Raw genomic sequence first — 17,771 nt, forward strand, 5'->3', positions numbered from 1 at the left:
GCAGCTTATCTGCTGAATGCGAGGGTTTCCGGTGTGTCCTTGCGGTAGATGAAGGAATCGGAAGTGAGCAGGGAGATGACAACCGCCCGGAAGCTGCCGCCGCTGGCGAGGTATGCCTTGTCCGCGTCGATGAGGGTCTGCGAATCGGAGAGCATCTCGTTTCTGCCCATGTAGAAGCGGAATGCGTGGCGGATGATCGATTGGCGTGCGCGATCGGACTTGGCGATGCGGGCGATGAGGTCGAAGGCGTCCTTTACCTCGCCGTCGAGTGCGGGATCGCCGGTGCCTTCGAGGACTCCGGTGGGATCGATGGGAAGCGTCTTGTAAACGTTGAACTGGTTGTTTTCACCGGTTTTGCCGATGACATTTTCCGGAGCTTCCAGGAATTCCTCCATGCGGTAGCGGCCGAAGTCGTCGAAGGACTCGAAGGGGAGACCGAGGGGATTCATGTAAACGTGGCATTTCCAGCATTCCTGGGCTCCGGTTTTCTCATCGAGGCGGGTACGGAGGGTTTTGGTGTGGTCCTCGGGGATCTGGGCATCTACGGTGATCGGCACATCCGGGACTCGGCCCGCGAGGAGCTTTTCGCGCACCCACCTGCCGCGGATGACGGGATCCGTGTGGGTGTTTTTCGAATGGGCGATGAGCCATGCTGGATGCGTGAGGATGCCCATGCGGTTCTGAACCTTGAAAGGCTGACTGGTCGGGTAGTCCCAGAATTCCATGGGTTTCGTTTTCCCATCGGGCTTTTCCTGCTTGGCGAGGTTCCCGTAGCGCCAGATTCCCGGGGTCGGGGGCAGGTTGTAGAAGGGTGAGTGGTGGAGGCTGTATCCATGCGCCCAAGGCTCCGTTGTAAAAGGGTTGTTCCCGTTTCCGAAGGACTCCGTGAAGAAATGCATGTAGGTGCGCAGCGCGTTGGGCCTTTTCGGATCGAACTGGCGCATGGCCGGCTGCGATTTGATGAAATCCAGGTTTTCTTGCGTCACCCCATCCGGATCTGTTCTCCAGTCCGTGTCCTTCAGCTTTTCATAGACCTCGCGCCATTCCGCGATGATCCTTGCACCCTCCTCATTGCTGCGGTTGTGATAGACGAAATACTCGTCGGTGGTGAGGAGATTCACGAACACGTGCTCATCCTTTTGGAGGATGTGGTCCACGACCCTGTCCGCCTCATCGACCAGAAAGCCCGGAGTTCCCAGCGTCCCGCGATCCGGGTTTCCGAAGTATCCCTCGCTGCGCTCGGAATCCTTGAAAATCTTGGTCGCGCCCGGGTAGCCGAAAAACTCGCGGAAGAAGCGGTTGATCTTCGGGTGGGAGGTGATGTGGGATGTTACTTTTCCGGTCGTAAACGCAGGATCGACCGAACCCTTGTAATACTCCTTGTCTGCGAGCAGGCGTGTCACCTCTCGCTCGTAGTCCGCTTTGGTTTTCAGCCGCCCCTCTTCGGCGGCCTTCAGCAGTGCGGCGTCCGGGCCGCGATCACCCAGGGCGTAGGAAATGGCATAGGCGCCTTCTCGCGGGGAAAGGACTTTCCTGCCGTGGCTGTCCGGTTCCCCTGCCCCGAACTCCAGCCTGTAGAGGAACTCGGACTCCAGCAGCACAGCCACAAGCATCTGACGCAATCCCTCTGTGTTGCCGCCGATTCCAATGGAGGCCCGGGTGAGATCGAGATACTTTGCGAGTTCCTGGGATGAGGGTTCGCGGCGGAGGACGCGGGAAAACTGTTCGGTGATCGCGGCGGACATCTCGTCATCGGACGGCGGCGATTTCTTAAGGATGACCGCCTCAAAGGCGGCGGGGGTCTCGCGGGGAGTCCACTTGTCCTTGGGATCGGGGAAATCGCCCGCACCGATCTCGCCCGCCTTCACGCGTGCGGGGCGGAGCTGTTTCGAGGAAATCCAATCCGCATTGGTGAGCATGACCAGCAGGTGTCCGCCATCGAGGAGGGAGATGTCGTAGTCGCGTACGCCAGATGCCTCGGAGAGCATGAAGGGATTGGTGACCCCAACCATGGGAGTGCTGCGATCCCTGCCCTCAAGGCCGAAGACATCCAGCACGCGCTGCTCGAAAATCTGCGGGCTCACCAGCCAGCGGCGGGCTGGGCTGAAGGGTGCGCCCTTGAATGCACCGCCGAAGAGATTTCCGTGGTCCACGTAATTCCCATAGGAGGGATAGCGCAGCTTTTCCTCGAGCTTGGAGGCGTTGTGGGCGTGGAGGTTCCCGGAGATCCATGCGACCAGGTGCCCGCGCTCTTCCTCCGTAGGCTGGCTTTTCTTGGGTGGCGGCATCTGTTTCAGATAGACCTGCTCCTGCATCCGGTTGAGAAGGTCAAGGCGCGCGGAAAGCGGCAAGTCGGCGAGATTATCGAGCCGTACATCGCCCTTCTCCGTGCCATCCTCGTGGCATTCGAAGCAGGTGTCCTCAAGGATGATCTGGAGATCCTTGGGGATCACAAGTTTCCCTGCCGTTGCCTCCGCTGCCTGTGCGCCAAGAGTATCCTGCACCTGCGACTTGAGATAAGCGATGTCCGCGGCGGAAAGGACATCCTTGCTGAAATCCTTGACCCCGGATCCGGACACCACTCTCACCGAACCCGTGGCGGCATCATAGGAAACCAGATCGCCGGTGAAGGTTCTCGATCCGTCGGCGCTTGTCCATTCCCGTGCGGAAGCCGTTGCAAACAATGCCAGCAACACCGCCGAAGCGGTGACTTGAGAGCCTGGGAAATGGATTGGCCGTAGGTTCATGTAGCGCCGTGGAATGCATCTTTCATGCTGCATACGTAAGGATTATGACAGGTTACGGGCGAACCAGCGGAAACTTTCTGAAGCCACCGTAGTTTCATCGTCGTTTCACGGATTAAAATCGTTGATTTGCGCCTATCTTGGCTTCGTATCATCCGGTGTGGCAATCTCCAGCATCGTGCCTGATGAAATCTCGCGGAGCAGTCCATCGAACCGGGACTCCAACGCCGCGACCTTTTCGGGGAATCGGGCACTGAGATCCTCGGATTCCGCAGGATCGTCCTGCAGGTTGTACAGCAGGGGCGAGGCATCCGCATCCTCGGCAATGGCTTTCTTGGAATGGCCTTCGGCGGCATGGCGGCGATCGGGGAAAATCTTCCAATTTCCGCTGGTGAGTGCGTGGGGCGTGGCGTGCATCCCGTGCCAATGCAGCAGTTCGCTGCGGGGGTGGTCATCGCATTTCCCTAGCAAGGTGTCCCATACATCCATGCCGTCCAGAGGAGGTTTGCCCTTGGCGTGCCTCTTCCAATCAATGCCAGCCGCACGGCAAAGGGTTGGCAGCAGGTCGATGGCTCCGATGAGGTCGTCGCTTTTGCCTCCCCCTGGGATTTTCCCCGGCCAGGATACGATGCCGGGAACGCGGGTTCCGCCCTCAAACGCGCTCCATTTCGCACCCCGGAAAGGAAGCGCACTCGCCTTCTCTCCCTTCTGCGGGCCGTTGTCGGAAATGAAGACGACGATGGTGTTTTGCGCGAGCTTGAGTTCATCTAACAATTCCAGGATATCGCCGATGCGTCCGTCGAGTTCCTCTACGACATCGCCGTAATCGCCGAAGCCTGAATGCCCTTTCCAATCGGGATGAGGCATGACTGGGAAATGCGGGGCGGTGTGCGGGAGATAGAGGAAGAACGGCTTTTCCTTGTTCTCGCGGATGAAGCGCATCGCCTCGGTGGTGAACTGTTCTGTTAGAAGCCGGTTGTCGGTGGGCTTCACCTCGATCTTGTCCCCGCGCCAGAGCTCGTCGAGCTGGTTGTTGCTCATCGGGTTGTAAAAGGAGCTATCGAAACCCTGGTCGCCGGGGGTGGTTCCCGGCAGGCGGCCGATGTGCCATTTCCCCGAAATCCCGGTGACATAGCCCTCGGCCTTGAAGATTTCCGCGATGGTCAGTGCCTCGGAGGCCATGCCGTCCTTCGGCCCCATCAGATATCCGGCGACACCTTTCGTCCAACCGAGACGGACGGGATATGCACCCGTCAGCAACGCCATGCGCGAAGGAGTGCAGACAGAAGCCCCCGAATGGAAATTCGTGAGCCGCATGCCACCCGCCGCGAGCTTATCGAGAACAGGGGTCTTGATCGAGGGATGGCCGTAGCAGCCCAGATCCCGGTAGCCGAGGTCATCGGCCATGATGAGGATCACGTTGGGTTTTTCCGCCTTCAGGGCGGTGACCGTGAGCAGGCAGGCCAGCGCTGTGGCAAAGGGAAACCTCATATCATTCACCCCAGATTTTTTTCATGAGATCGAATGCCTTCGGATCGTGAACTTTCAGCTCACCGGCGACGAAGGGGTAGAAGTCGTTGCGGTAGAGGAAGGCTTCGGTTGCCTCAGCGAAATACTCCTTGTGATTGGTAGTTGCGTAGTGGGGCACCGCGCGACCGTCGAAGAGCATCACGCGGTTGTAGTTTCCTTTCTCCATCGCCGTCTTGTAGGCATCGATGATGTCTGCGTTCTCAAAATCCAAAATCTGGTCATGGTAGGCGTGCGCCAGCTCGTGGAGGATGACGGCGGGGTGCTTGAGCATCTGGCTGCGGGAGTAAAGCTCCTTCGCCTGGGGGATGTGAACGCTCTTCACGAGGCGCGGATCATAGCCATTGTTTTCCAGCCATTGAACGCCGGGATGATACTGCATGCTGCCCAACTCCGGGTGCGACCACTCGATGCGTATGACGACCTTGCGAAGATCGGCGAGCTGCTTTTCCGGGACAAGGATGGCGACCCGTTGGAGGTGGTTGCCGAGCATTTTCAGGGCGAGCGCACCGTCTTCCGCATGCTCTCCGGAGAGCAATGCGGGATCGACATGCACCGTCCAGCCCTCGATCTGCTGCACCACTGGCTCCACCCATCCGATCTTTTCCGGCTTGGCTTTCGCACCGCTGGGATTTGCGTTCGCGTAGATGAGGAGCGCCAGCGCGGCGACAACGGGGATACCTAGTTTCGTGAGCAGTTTCATGTGATGAATTGCGTATCGGATTTATCCGGATCAATCGAGGTTGAAAATCGAGTTGTGCAGTTCGCGCACCACTGGCTCACCACCGGCACCTTGGAGGCTCATCTTGATGGACATGCCCCAAGTCGGCGCGAGATCCGGGATACTGAGTGTGACCGACTTACCATCTGCGGAAAGGGTGGCTTTGGAAACCTTCCACTCCCGCTGATTCAGGTGCCTGGAGCCGTAGTTCGCGGTGCGCTTGAGATCCCATGCTTCGATGGCCCAGGAGGCGGTGGCCTCGGCGGATGTTTTTTCCAGCGGATCGGAAAAGCCTATGGTCACGGAGCCGGGCGCGGTCTTGAGGACGACGGGTTGGTGGGCGGGCTTGCCGGTGTAGCGGACGCGATAGAATCCGCCGGGCTGGGAGCGATTACCCGCCCAGGCATACATGCCGCAGCCGTAGAACTGGCCATCCGCCGGGCTGAAGCGCCCACGCATCACGCCTGTGGGAAACTCCGCGATGGGCAAGGGGCACATGCCGCCTTGCTTGCCGGAGCTGGTTTCCTCAAATGGCACTGTGTAGATTTTCCCCGTCCCGTAGGAAAGATTGAGAAGGGATCCGCGCAGGGGCTCCCAGGCGGAGTTTTCCGGCACCCAGAGCAGCTCCGCAGGCGAGCGATCCATGGCATTCGTGATCCAGCACAGCGGCTGTATCATGGCGCTGTCGGATTCATCGGTGACGTTGTGGTAGCCGTAGATGTTCCCGTAAAACTCGTCCGGCCCCTTGCCGGTAACCCAGTTGATGCGGTTCTTGGGATTCCAGTGGCCTTCCTGATCGGTGACAATGAAGGTGCCATCCGGGTTAAGGCAGACGCCGTTCGCAGCGCGGAATCCGGTGGCCAGGATCTCGGTTTTTTTGCCGTCCTTGCTGACCTTCAGCAATGTGCCGTGATGTGGTATCACCGCGGGTTTCCCATGGCGGGCGGACTTGGCGTAGTAGAAATTACCAGCCGCATCTGTCTGCAAGCCCATCGCGAACTCATGGAAATGCTCGGTGACCTGGTGGTCGCTGTTGAAGCTCTCGATGTAATCTGTCTCACGATCCCCATCGAGATCATGCAGCAGGGCGATCATGTCCCGGCAGCCGACGTAAATTTTCCCGTCCACGATTTTCAGTCCTAGCGGCTGGAAAAGCCCGGCACAAACGCGCTGCCATTTCAACTGGCCCTCCGCCTGGTCAATTCCATCTACGATCCAGACATCACCGTCCCACGTGCAGATGGCGGCGCTTTTCCCGCCCTCGAAGAAATCGAAGCCGCTGGTGCGCATCCATGAGTGCCAGGGGTTGTCATCGGTGGCTGGTGTTTCCAGGGTATCCACAGCCCATGCACCCTGTGCGGCATCGGCTTTGATCTCGGTGGTGAGGGTTTTGGTGAAACGTTTTGAGGCTGGCTCGCCCGGTGCGGCGGGAGCCTGATCTGCAGGGAGAATGGAGACAGCGCCAGATTGAAATCGAAAGCCGATGACGGATGCCTTGGCGCTGGCCGGGATGATGTGCTCGGTTTTTGTATCCAGCCTGATTTTCAGCCCATGGCTGTGCGGCCCCATGTAAAGCCAGCGGACGAATGCGCCGTCGCTGGAAAGGCCTGGCACCTCACGGATTTCGCAATCGCCCACCGAGTATCGGATCACCGGAGTTTCCCCCTGCATTTCCATCCCCTTGAACTGCACCCACTCGCGAGGCAGCGGCCCATATGGCAAGCCATCACGACCGAGGATGCGGAGATCCTTGAAATCGCCTGTCTCCGGATTCGCCCACATCGGCTCATTGGGGAAAACGAAATCCTTTTCGCCAACGATGCTGGTGTGGGTGCCGTGGGATCCATCGAAGCCGATCCCCTTCCAATCCACGAACTTGTCCCCCGTCCAGGCGGCGGCGAGGCGCATGGTATCGTGCTCATAGAGCATCCATGCCTTGCCTGCGGAGACCCCGCCCGGTCCGGCATCCACGCGGATGGCGATGCCTTTCTGGGCGATGTTCCCCGGCTCCACCTGGAGAGTCCAGAAGAGGGCATTGCCATGATCCTGGATTTTGTAGATGGGCTCTTTTTTCTTTTCCTCCGCTGCTGCCTCGCGTCTCTGGGTCATCCCGCGTGGCAGCATGGCCAGGTAGGCATCGTCCACAGGGGTGAAATATTCCGGGTTTTTCCCTTCGAGGAACTGCCCGCGCAGATAGTTGATGACCTCGTATTTCTGCCGGGTGTTGTATTGCGGCATGGGCATCATCTGGCCGTAGCCTTTTTCCAAGGTCTGGAGCATGCGGTAGGGATCGGCTCCGTTTTTGATCTCGCCGAGGTGGAAACGCGGGGCGGTGGGCAGCGAGCCGGGGTTATCGATCGTGCCGTGGCAGGTGACGCAGAGCTGGTTGTAGATCACATCGCCGCGATCCCATGCCTTCGCATCGTCCCAACCCCGAATGATTTCCGCATGATCCTCCAGTGCGAGCGGCTGGACGAAGGCCTTGCGCAGGAAAAATCCCTTGCCCGCCTCAAGCACCGGGCGCACCGCATAACCGGAAACCGCTCCATAGCTCGTCAGCCCGCCGGACACGGGCGCCCAATTCAGATCCGGCGTATTCACCTCCCCTTCCCTCCCGCTGGAAAGCAGGGCGATCTCCGCCGCGCCGAGCGCACGCTTCCAATAACGCATCCCGGCGATGGCTCCGCCGAAATCTCCGCCGAAATCGTCCGCAGCGCTCGCGACCTTGAATACGGAACCCTTGGGATCAGCAGCGGTGAACTTCGCCTTGGAGGCCACCATTTTCCCATCGACGAAAAGGCTCATCTTGCCGCCTTCCGAGACGAGCACCGCCAAATGATCCTTGCCCGGAACCACGGCGGACTTGGCCTCCAGCGCGCCAACCCAACCGATGTCAAAGACCAGATTCCCGTTGCGCACAAAGAGAGCCTTCGCATCCGCCACCCACTTGCCGGCGGGCATCGACTTTGAGAAAAGCGTGCCTCCGGCTTCCGTGGCGTTGAAGGCGACCATGGCCGTGAAATCCGCATCCAGCCGCAACACATCATCCGATTGCGCCGCATCCGCGATGAAACTCCCGCCGTCCACCTTTACCGCCCCGAGATCACGCCCTTTGCCTAAGATTTTCCCGCCATCCCCCACCCGCAGGTGAGGCTTGCTGCCCGCACAATGCTCGTAGGCGATCTCGAGTTTCTTCCCCTTCCCTACCGGAAGTTTTATCGCCTCCCCGTCACCGAGGAGAATGCGTGATCCACCATCCGAATCGTAATCGAGCACCATGCGGAAATTCGAATAGCTTTCCGCCGCCTCCACCCTGCCGCTGATTTGACCCTCGCCGAAAACCGGAGTCATCGTCTCCTCGATGGGTACGGAGGTGGGTGGCAGCGTCTCCTGAGCCAGCGCGGGAAATGCCAAAAGGAAAAAGTGTAGGCCTAGGATTTGCTCGATGCGTCTTTTCATGGCGTGCTTTGCGGATGCGCTTGAAGATACCCGTCATCCCCGTTTCGGCAAGGAGTTCGGAACCGAAGCAATTTACATCATCCTTACTTTATGACGCTCAAGGCACATAGTCCCTGATCGTATGGAGCCTCAGCCGCTTGGTCGATGGATTTGCCAACGAGCGGGCGGGCGAGGAGTCCGGCGGCGGGCAGGCATCCGACAAGCGCGGTGGCGTGCGCGGGGGCTACCATGGGCGGAAGGTAGCGTTGGGTATTGCGCCGGAATTTCGATCCAGCCAAGCCCTCGGAATTTTCTTCACCGGAAATCACGGTAGAAGTAAACCTTTGGATGTTTTCCACCGGTATCCTGGATGAAACCAAGATGCCTGCTCTTGGCGTCATGCCACCAACTCTGCTCAGTCATCCTCTGGAGTTCTCCCTCACCGTTTAATTGATAGGAAAATTCCGCCCTGTAATAGCCACTATCGGGCAGCGGAGCCTTGGAAACCGTCTGGCCCTCGGGAGCGATGGTCATTCTAGCTCCTTCCAAGTCAGCTTCAATCCGATGCTCCGTGAGATTGATCCACAAAGTTTCCCCGGGCTTGAGTTTGCCCTCGCCTGCATCGATCAGCTTCAATGCCAGCGGCAGGCATTTGTTCGACTTGTCCTCGCTGACGAGAATGTAGAAATCATCGATATTTTCCGGGACTTTGAGTTCCGGCGCGCCATGGGGCAGATCCTCGGGCATTTTTGCTTCGGATGGCAGCATCTTGACAACGATGTCCCCAGCAGGCAATTCGACCACCTCGGAGAAGCTCATGTTCGGAAGGGTGACCCGCTGGCTTTCCTTGCCGTCGAACAGGTAGGCGAATTTCGGGGCATCGTTGGGGCGTTCCGGGAAAACGATGCGGCAGGTGCGCTCCGCTTGGGCGGGGAAGGCAAACCCCAGTAGCGACAAGGCAGCAAGAAGACACAACCTAACAAGGCTTTGCCATGGGGTGGCGGCGCGCTTGGATGGGGAAAGGAAACGCGACGGCTCGGGTTGGTATCTGATCCTATACATTCCTTTCCTGGTTTCGCGTTGGCAACTTCTTATTCGGGCTCCCGGCGAACCTCCTCGGCGTCCTTTGACCTGAAATCGCGATAGAAATATATTTTCGGAAGCTTGCCGCCGGTGTTCACCATGAAACCGATGTGCCTGCTTTCGTTGTCATGCCACCATTGTTGTTCCGTGATCCTCTGAAACTCCCCGATCCCATCCGGCTGGTATGCGAACTCCGCACTGTAGTAGCTGCTCTTCTCCACCGGGCTTTCCGATACCATGCGGCCATTCGGCTCCACCGACATCCTGCTTTGCCCCAGCTTGGCCACGATCCGGTGACCCGTAAGATTGAACCACAGCGTCTGTCCGGGCTTGAACTTGCCACCTCCCGTATCGACCCGGTTCAAGCGCACCGGCACTTCGCTGTTCGTGGGATCCGGGCTTACGAGGATATAGAAATCCCCGATGCTCTCGGGAACCTTGAGCTTCGGGGCGCCGGGCGGAAGGTTTTCAGGATCCGTGATTTCAGCGGATGTCATCAGGATCGTCAGCTCGCCCGGCGGCAGCTCGATGACTTCCGAGAAATTCATGCTTGGCAGGGTGACTTGCCGGCTTTTCTTCCCATCGAAGATATAGGCGGATTTCGGAGCGTCGTTGGGTCGCTCCGGGAAAACGATGCGGCAGGTGCGCCTGCCCGCCGACTCAGCACCGGCGTTGTGCGCCAGGCCGATCGCAGCGACGGCCAAGATCGAAAGAAGTCTCATGTGGTGGAACCCGCTTGTCATACCTCATCGTGATTGAGCCATCTGAAGGAGACAATTTCATACCTCCTGCCAAACAATACGTTGATGGGTGCCACAGGGGCATCGACGGAATCGGGGGGATCGGTTTCATCGCAGAAATTGCGTGTCCGCTTCACCACAGCCTCGCACCAGGCGGTGGCGATGACATTGCCTTTGCCATCCCTGGCATCACCATAGCTGCGTATCGTAAAGGTATCGTCCCGTGCGCTCAAAACCGGGGCAAGCGGTCGGAGGATGTCCGCCTGCCGGATCCAGCCCGGTACACCGTATGCACTGCTGCCCTCGGCGGCCTCCGGAAACTCGTAGCTGACACCCTGCATTTTTTGATCGCTGGGAGACATGGTCCTGTCCGAAAGCGAATTCGCAGGATTGCGCAGCACTTTCATCGGATCTTCGCCCATGCGATCGATCGCGGCCTGCACGGCGCCCGCAAGGGCAAGATCCTTGTTGGTGCCCAGCTGGCGGTTCACGAATTCCGACAGGCTTAGGAACGGCCCCCTGAGGCGCACTTGCTCCACGATCTTTTTGGCCAGATCCTCGATCTGCGCATCGTTCAGGCTCCTGAAACCCGTGAATTCGGATGCATTTGCCGCCTGGCCGCCGATTGCCGCACCGCTGCCTGCCTCGACGTCGGAAGCCACCGCGCCTCGCGTCACCGGGTGGTCGCCGACCGGGTTGATGGCTTGGATGACGCTTTTCCCGTAAAGAGCGATTTCCTCCAGGCTCTTGGCGTGCCCCAACATCGCTTTCCAGGCATCGACCGAGGTCGAGTTCACGTTGAACATCCCGTCCACCTCGATGCGCGATCCAACCTTCATCCAGCCGTCCGGGCTGTTGATCACTTCCTTGACCCGCGTTGTTGCCAGCGAACTCGACAGGTTCGAGTCCTCGGGAATGGGCTGGTAGGATCGGTTCGAAAGTTTCTCAGTCCCGGTGAGGAAATCCCTGTAGGTTGTATCGATGTTCTTGGCGATTGCACCCCCAAGCACCTGCGGCTGCGGCGCGATCGAGGAAACGAACCAGTCGTCGAAGAGAAGGTGGTTCGCGCAATAGGCATCGTCGTGAATCAGGTTCGTGGCGATGCTGTTGGGCGAAAGGGTGGAAGGCACGATCCTGTCCTTGGGGATCAGCGGGCTGGCGTCGCTGTTGCCGATCAGGTTCATATGTTGCGGCGGATAGGGGTTGTTGCCGCGCGGGTTCCAGCCGTTGAGCTCGACAAGCGAGGCCATCGGGCGAAGCGGGATATTCACCATCACGAGCCGGGAAAGGCCGTCGCCGCTGTGGTAGCCCGTGGCGATGTAGCCCTCGGAGGCACTCAGGTTTGGTGTGATCGTCGAGCCTATGCTGAGTGAGTGGTAGGCGAAGTCGAAGGTGTTGTTAGCGGGATGGTCCTTTGGCATGCCGCTTTCCGGTTCGCTCAAGACCATGGCAGCCAACGCGTTGTTCTGGATCACTCCCTTCGTGGGGCGGTTCTGCTTGGTCCCTGGTGCGCTGCCGATCGAGATGCGGGGCCCGAAGCTCATCGAATAGATCGGTATCCACGATCCGGAGGCGAGTTCCGCCACGGAATATCCGACCTCATCCACCTCGTCGGGGGGCCAGTATTTGTCTCCCTCGCTCGCTGTTGCGAGGGCGGTGATGTTATGGAGTTCCTCACCGATGCCCGATGGCAACACCGCCGTTCCACCGAAGTGGGAACTGCCGTCACCGAAAGACAGCGAAAATCCATATCCCGGAGCCCGGTCCCGGTATGGCTGCGTGAGCCTGTCGTTCCGGAAGAGGAACCAGTAGTTCCTGGTTCCAAGGAGATTCGATGAGAGATCGAAATCCCGCCCCACGATGTCGGTCGGCCTGTAACCCTCCCTCATCCTGAATGCGCCACCCCCGAAACCGTAGCCGTTGTCGAGCCACTCCGGAGAAAACAGTTTCACTTCGCCCGGTTTGAAGGTGAGCGTCCCTTCAGGCAGCCATAGCGCCCAGGTTCGCAGATCCCTCCATATCTGTGTAGATCCGAATTTGGCCACGTTGCCCGGCAACTGGTTATCGTATGGATTTGCAAAGTTGTTGGGCCAATCGAGAGTCTGGAAGTTGCCGTTGGTCAGGAGCCTGTATTGTGTGGAGGGGACGGCATCGGGGTTCGGAAAAGTGCTCTTGTCGACGATCGCCATGGCACCCGGCAGACCCCGACGCCAGCCAACCCCTAGGAAATTCTGTTGGGTGTTGGTGCCTTGGCCTCCGTTCAGCGTACCGCTGATCTTGTGCTCCAAGGTGACGTTGTAAGGGTTCCAAAGGGTGAAGAACGGAACGAACATCATCCTCATCTGGTATTTTTTCGGATTTTGGTTGAGTCGTGCGGGATCCTCCCTGGCCATTACGTAGACGATGACCTGAAACCTTGCGATCTGTGGATGCAGCCTCTGGCTGTGCTTGTGGTTGTACACTTCGAGCGCCTTGATTGCGGAGGCGCTTTGCTTGGCGATTTTATCCCAGACGAAGGGTGATTTCACTTCTCCGTAATCACCGGAAAAACCCTGGTAGGCGGTGGCAAAGCTTTTGAGGGATTCCCATGAAGCGGCTGCCGCGTGGTATGTGCCAGGCTGCAGGTAGCCCAGAATCACCGAATATTCGCTCCATGGATAGAGATTCGATTGCGGTGGGGTCGCTGCAGTGATGGCGCTCGCGGTGCTTGCGGCGACGGATGCATTTGGCCGAACAGGCTTGGGCACTTGGGTGGTCTTTCCAGCCTCAGGCGTCAACCGGAACAGCGGGAGTCTGCCGCCGGGATAGGAGGCATAGATGTTGTCCCATTTCTCCGTCAGTATCGACAGATCCTTGCGCCAGCCGCCGGTCGCGGTGTTGGTCAGCAAACCCACCGAGCTGATGGAGAGATCGTGGAAGCTCTGGTGGGGGTTCTTGGCGTTGCCGCCGGTGATGAGTTCGGTGCTATCGAGCGTGATGGCTCTGCTTGCGGCTCCTTTCGTGGCGATGGTCGGACTGTATGGTTCGGGGTTGGCTGCGAGCGAGTCCAGGCCGAAGACCCCGGCATTCGGGACAAGATGGCTCTGCCCCATCTCCACCAAGCCTGCAACGCCGTTCGGCCGCGGCTTGTGCGGTTGGAGCAAGCGGGCTTTCTGGTTTTCCGGGCTGACCCACCAAGCGTAGCCGCCCGTTTCGTTCTTCACGAGCTGTGGTTTCACATGGATCTGTCCGGGCTTCGACCCCAGGGTGCCGGCCGCCAGCAGCGGCACTGTACCTGCCGTGGCCTCCTTGGAAACCAGAGCTGAGGGAGAGGGTGATGAAGGTGACGTCCCGGCCTCAGCGCCGGAAACAAGCCAGGAGATGAAGCGTCCCCCGGCTTGCTGGCCGGATTTTGTCTTCGAGCTGTAATCCGGCTTGAGCGGGCGTCCCGTGTCATCGTGATCCGTCCCCTCCCAGCTTCTCCACACCCCTGTGAGGGGCGGTGCTGCTGGATCGATGAGACTTGCCTGCGCCGTAACGCGCGTATCCGCCCCCGTATGCCTCTGCAGCTCACCGATCGCCAGCATCAGCGCCATGCGTGCGTTCGCCCTCGCCTCCGACATCGCTGAGCCCTGGGCTGAACTGCGCAAAGAAATACTGGAGATCGAAAGCATCCCCAAGGCCAGGATTCCCAGCAGAACCATGAGCATGAGGGTCGCAACGAGGGCGAAGCCCCTAACTCTGGATGCCCGGTCGGAGTGGGAGTGGTTTTTCACGAAATCGAATGGGGTTTTAATAGCAAGAAATTTACCGTATGCACATTGTGAACTCATTTTCTCGGAAAATCCACCAGATAATCCCGCGTAATAACGGTATTATTTCGCGCATTTACGTCATACAAAAGGCCGTCCCGAAGGATGCACCGGCTCCGGGTCTATCCCCGGAACCTTTGCCCTGCCTCATTTCCGGATCAATCCGCCTTGGGGATGGCACGCAGCGTGAAGTAGCTTTCAAGCATGCCCCAGGCCGGCGCATCCCCGAATAGCGGTGCGGCGGGTGTTATCCGTATGTGGTAGATCCGGTCCAGCCACTTGTCCCCTTTTCCGAAATCAGCGAGATCCAAGCTGACCGACGACCTGTCGGCTGCGAGTTTCACGCTGGCAACGGTTTCATCCCGCTTGTCGTGCTCGGGCGAGCCGTAATCCGAAAGGTTCGTGTAGAACCATGAGGTGGCTTGTAATGCCTTCTGCAGATCCGCCTCCCCCACCCCGTCCGCCACGGGGCGGGTGAAATGGACGGTAAACCCTGTGGGCGATGAGGTGACCCTGGAGATATCCGCAGCGAAGGTCTTGCCGTCGAAAACCACCTGTTGCAAGGCAGCAGGACTGCCTCCCCGCGCGCCCCAGCCACGGCCGGTCTGGCCGAGCAGCAGGCTGCCGTCCGGCAGGAAAGCGGGACGCATCACGCCGGAGGCGAGTCCGCGGGCGAAAGGCGTGACGCTGCCCTGATCCTGGCCATCCACGATTTCCGTCACCACCCGCATCACTTGTGAAAGCGTCTGGTCCCCGATGAACATCTGCCCGCCGTACTGGCCGAACTTGCCGTTCGTCAGATCCCACGCGGGGCTGCCGGGCGAGTTCGCCATCTTGCCGTGGGGCAGCCAGACGGCGCCCTTGCGGAGCTTGTCCTTCCAGAGATCGTAGTTGAGGCCCGCTGCATCGGGCCCCATGCCGGGAAGATCCACGAGGCCGGACATGTGGCCGTAGAATTTGCCCTGCTCCAGCGGAACCACCTTGGAGGAACCGACGTATTCGCCCTGGTTTTCCGCGTACCAGATCCGCCCGTCAGGGGCGACGCCGATGCCCGCCGGGCTGCGCAGGCCGTAGGCGTATGGTTCGAATTTCCCTTCCGGTGTCACCCGGCAAGCCCAGCCGCGGTAGCCGCCCATGGATCCCATGAATTTGCCACCGGCCTTCCAGGATGCCTCGTTCTCATCCTGGGCGTGGGAGAGGTTGAGCAGGAAATAGTAATTTCCCTCGGCGTCCCGCACTGGTCCGTGGGTGTATTCGTGGTAGTTGCCGTGGAAGCCAAAGTCGTCGCAGACGGTCTCGAAATCGTCCGCACGCCCGTCGCCGTCCGTATCGCGGATGCGGGTGAGCTCCGGTTTCTGTGCGATGACGATCACATCGCCCTTGTCATCCTCGATGACGACACCGAGCGACTCGTAGATCCCCTCGGCAAAGAGAGACCATTTCCCCTCGCGGATGCGCCAGACACCTGCGGTGCGGGTGGAGAGGACGATGGTGCCGTCCGTTGCGACCGCAATCCCGGTGGGTTCGAATAGCTGTGCCCGCCCCAGAAGATCGTTCGGCGAAGCCCAGTCCTTGACGGAATAGCCTGCGGGAACTTCCAACGGACGCCGTCCCGGCTTGGCCGGTGTGGAAACGAGCTCCTGAGGAGACCAGTCCTCGGAGGCATTCACCGCGGGACGCGCGACGACTCCCCCCGGAAGCTTTGCGGTGAGGGTGAACGGCCCCTTTGCTCCGGCGGACAGGCTCCAGATCCCCTCCTCCAGCTTGCCGGCACCGACCGTGGGATTAGCAAGACCGGTGATCCTGAAACGCTGTTCCGTTTTCAGCTCACCATCGAGGGAAAGACCGATTTCCCCGGCATCGCTGATCGAGATGGCCTGCCTGAATTCGTTCTGCCCGACGCGGAAACGGAAGGTCGGGTTCCCCGTTTCGGCTGATACGCTGTGTCCGAGGAACTCAGCATCCAGAGCGGCAAGTTTGTCGGCGAAATCCTTGCCGTCGCGGAGATGGCGGGCGATGGCCGCGTAGTCGTGGGCGTCCGGCTCCTTGAACTCGAAATCCACGGGCTCGCCGCCGGACGTCAAGGGTTGCAGTACCGGGTTCCCGCTGATGTAGGTGGTGGCCCCGCCACTGAGGTTGGAGAGTTTTCCGCCCCGTCCGGAGCGCTCTTCGTTGAGATTGAGGTAGCCGCCGGTCCAGACGCGCCGGACGGAGAGCATGCGGGGATCGAAGGTGTAGCTCATGCCGTTCGGTTGACCCACGTGGAGGGAGCGGGCGCTCGTCCCACCGATCGGCGCACGGATCACCCTGGTGCGATCCGTCACGATTTCCTCGCCCGGTATTTCCAATACATTGCTTGGCTCCGGTGCCTTGGAGCGCTTCACCATCACCTTCGCCGGCCCGGCCTGGCCATCGTCGGCCAGCGTCCGCAGGTAATGCCAGACGGAATCCAGGCCATCGTCGGAGATGAGTTCCTTGACATACATGGGCATGAGCGGTTGGAAGGCAGTCCCTTTCATCGGCCCGGTCTCCGCCACCGCAAGGGCGTCCCATGACTTGCGGAGGGAATCATCGAAATAGGCGCGATCCGCCTTGACGCTCGTTTCCTTGCCCTGGACGACCACCTTGCGCTCGCGCGGCTGGGTGAGGAACAGGCCATAGAGGTTTGGCCCGGACTTCAGGGAGGCATCGCCCTTTTCCACCGTATGGCACTCGCTGCAGCCTATGGACCCGAAGATATCCTTTCCCTCCGCAACGGAATCCACCTCGACTTCCTGTGCAAAAGCGAAGCCCGCCCCCAGTACGGGGATCATCATTGTTGTAGCTAGTATCGTTTTCAAATCGTTCATGGTTTCGGTTTTCCGTCTGCCCTGACGGGTCGCAGCCTCAGGGCGACCTTCGTGCCAAGGGGCGGGATGTGCGTGGGATCGATCTCCCAGGCGAGGGCGATGTTCTCCTGGGAATGCTTGCCGGGCAGGCAGAGCAACTCATCGCCGAAGGTGGAGAGGGAAATCACGTTCCCGCTGCCGTCGCTGAGGTATCTGGCGACGCCGTTGTCATCCTTGTAGAGCTGGGATCCGGCGAAGAGGAAATTGCTCTTGGGGAAGCGCTTTCGATCCTCGGGCTTCACCTCCACGGCATCCGGCCCGTAGCTATCCTCTTCCTGGCCGCGCATGATGAAGTCCCCGATGGGGCGCTCCACCTCTTTTCCCCCGGCATCCTTGTAGGCGAGGAAAACGCCGATCTCCCCGCCGCTTGGGGCGATGTCCAGCCAGCCGCCGTCATCGAGCCGCTTGGCCATGGCGGGATTGCCGGGCTTCGCACCCAGCAGCAAAAGGGCGGCGTGGACATGAGAGGGTTTTGCGTCGATGGCGACGATGGACTCGTGCTCCTTGTTGTCCTTGGTGGTGGCGATCAGCTCCAGGAAACCGGCCGTGAGGCAGATTGTGGCATCGACATCGACGTAGCCTTCCTTGGCACGAACCGTGAGGCCGGGAAGCTTCAGCTCCTCGCGCGTGCCGACATCAGCCGCGTCGGGTTTCTTGGACGCATCATCCTCCTTGGTAGGCTCCTCGGCCATGGCGGAATGCCCGAAGGCCAGAAGCGCCGCAGCTGCCGTTCGCAATGCGACCCTGCGTACAAATATCTTGGTTTTCATATCGGTGAGAGCAAAGGCCGTATGGGGCACCGCTGCTGGATGGAATTGTCAGGCAAAGGCTTGGATATG

General features: G+C 59.7%; 10 protein-coding genes. All 10 read right to left on the reverse strand.

All coding sequences use genetic code 11. The annotated features are described in order from the left end of the window. Positions 1 to 5: 5 nt before the first annotated feature. The 10 genes from HZ994_01735 to HZ994_01780 all read right to left on the reverse strand — a co-directional run bounded on the left by HZ994_01735 (position 6) and on the right by HZ994_01780 (position 17,702). The gene (locus HZ994_01735; GenBank protein ID QTN31097.1) at positions 6 to 2,747 is read right to left on the reverse strand and encodes a DUF1588 domain-containing protein; all 2,742 of its coding nucleotides are present in this window, start codon (positions 2,745 to 2,747) and stop codon (positions 6 to 8) included. Positions 2,748 to 2,879: 132 nt separating this feature from the next. Next, the gene (locus HZ994_01740; GenBank protein ID QTN31098.1) at positions 2,880 to 4,235 is read right to left on the reverse strand and encodes a sulfatase-like hydrolase/transferase; all 1,356 of its coding nucleotides are present in this window, start codon (positions 4,233 to 4,235) and stop codon (positions 2,880 to 2,882) included. Position 4,236: 1 nt separating this feature from the next. Next, a complete protein-coding gene (locus HZ994_01745) occupies positions 4,237 to 4,974 on the reverse strand; it encodes a metallopeptidase (GenBank protein ID QTN31099.1) in 738 nt (245 codons plus the stop codon). 30 nt (positions 4,975 to 5,004) lie between these two features. Further along, complete coding sequence (locus HZ994_01750; protein ID QTN31100.1) at positions 5,005 to 8,451, reverse strand: cytochrome C oxidase Cbb3; 3,447 nt, start codon at positions 8,449 to 8,451, stop codon at positions 5,005 to 5,007. A gap of 83 nt (positions 8,452 to 8,534) precedes the next feature. Continuing rightward, positions 8,535 to 8,681, reverse strand: a complete 147-nt coding sequence (locus tag HZ994_01755) for a hypothetical protein (GenBank protein QTN31101.1) — start codon at positions 8,679 to 8,681, stop codon at positions 8,535 to 8,537. 64 nt (positions 8,682 to 8,745) lie between these two features. Next, the gene (locus HZ994_01760) at positions 8,746 to 9,249 is read right to left on the reverse strand and encodes a hypothetical protein (GenBank protein ID QTN31102.1); all 504 of its coding nucleotides are present in this window, start codon (positions 9,247 to 9,249) and stop codon (positions 8,746 to 8,748) included. A 272-nt stretch (positions 9,250 to 9,521) separates the two neighbouring features. Beyond that, positions 9,522 to 10,235, reverse strand: a complete 714-nt coding sequence (locus tag HZ994_01765; GenBank protein ID QTN31103.1) for a hypothetical protein — start codon at positions 10,233 to 10,235, stop codon at positions 9,522 to 9,524. A 17-nt stretch (positions 10,236 to 10,252) separates the two neighbouring features. Further along, on the reverse strand, positions 10,253 to 14,008 hold the full coding sequence (locus HZ994_01770) for a hypothetical protein (GenBank protein ID QTN31104.1): 3,756 nt from the start codon (positions 14,006 to 14,008) through the stop codon (positions 10,253 to 10,255). Positions 14,009 to 14,202: 194 nt separating this feature from the next. Further along, positions 14,203 to 16,893 carry a c-type cytochrome gene (locus tag HZ994_01775; GenBank protein QTN31105.1) on the reverse strand — a complete coding sequence of 897 codons (2,691 nt, stop codon included), beginning with the start codon at positions 16,891 to 16,893 and terminating at the stop codon, positions 14,203 to 14,205. Beyond that, positions 16,890 to 17,702, reverse strand: a complete 813-nt coding sequence (locus HZ994_01780) for a hypothetical protein (GenBank protein QTN31106.1) — start codon at positions 17,700 to 17,702, stop codon at positions 16,890 to 16,892. Before HZ994_01780 ends, HZ994_01775 begins: the two co-directional genes overlap by 4 nt. Positions 17,703 to 17,771 lie beyond the last annotated feature (69 nt).

The organism is Akkermansiaceae bacterium (assembly GCA_017798145.1).
GTDB lineage: Bacteria > Verrucomicrobiota > Verrucomicrobiia > Verrucomicrobiales > Akkermansiaceae > Luteolibacter.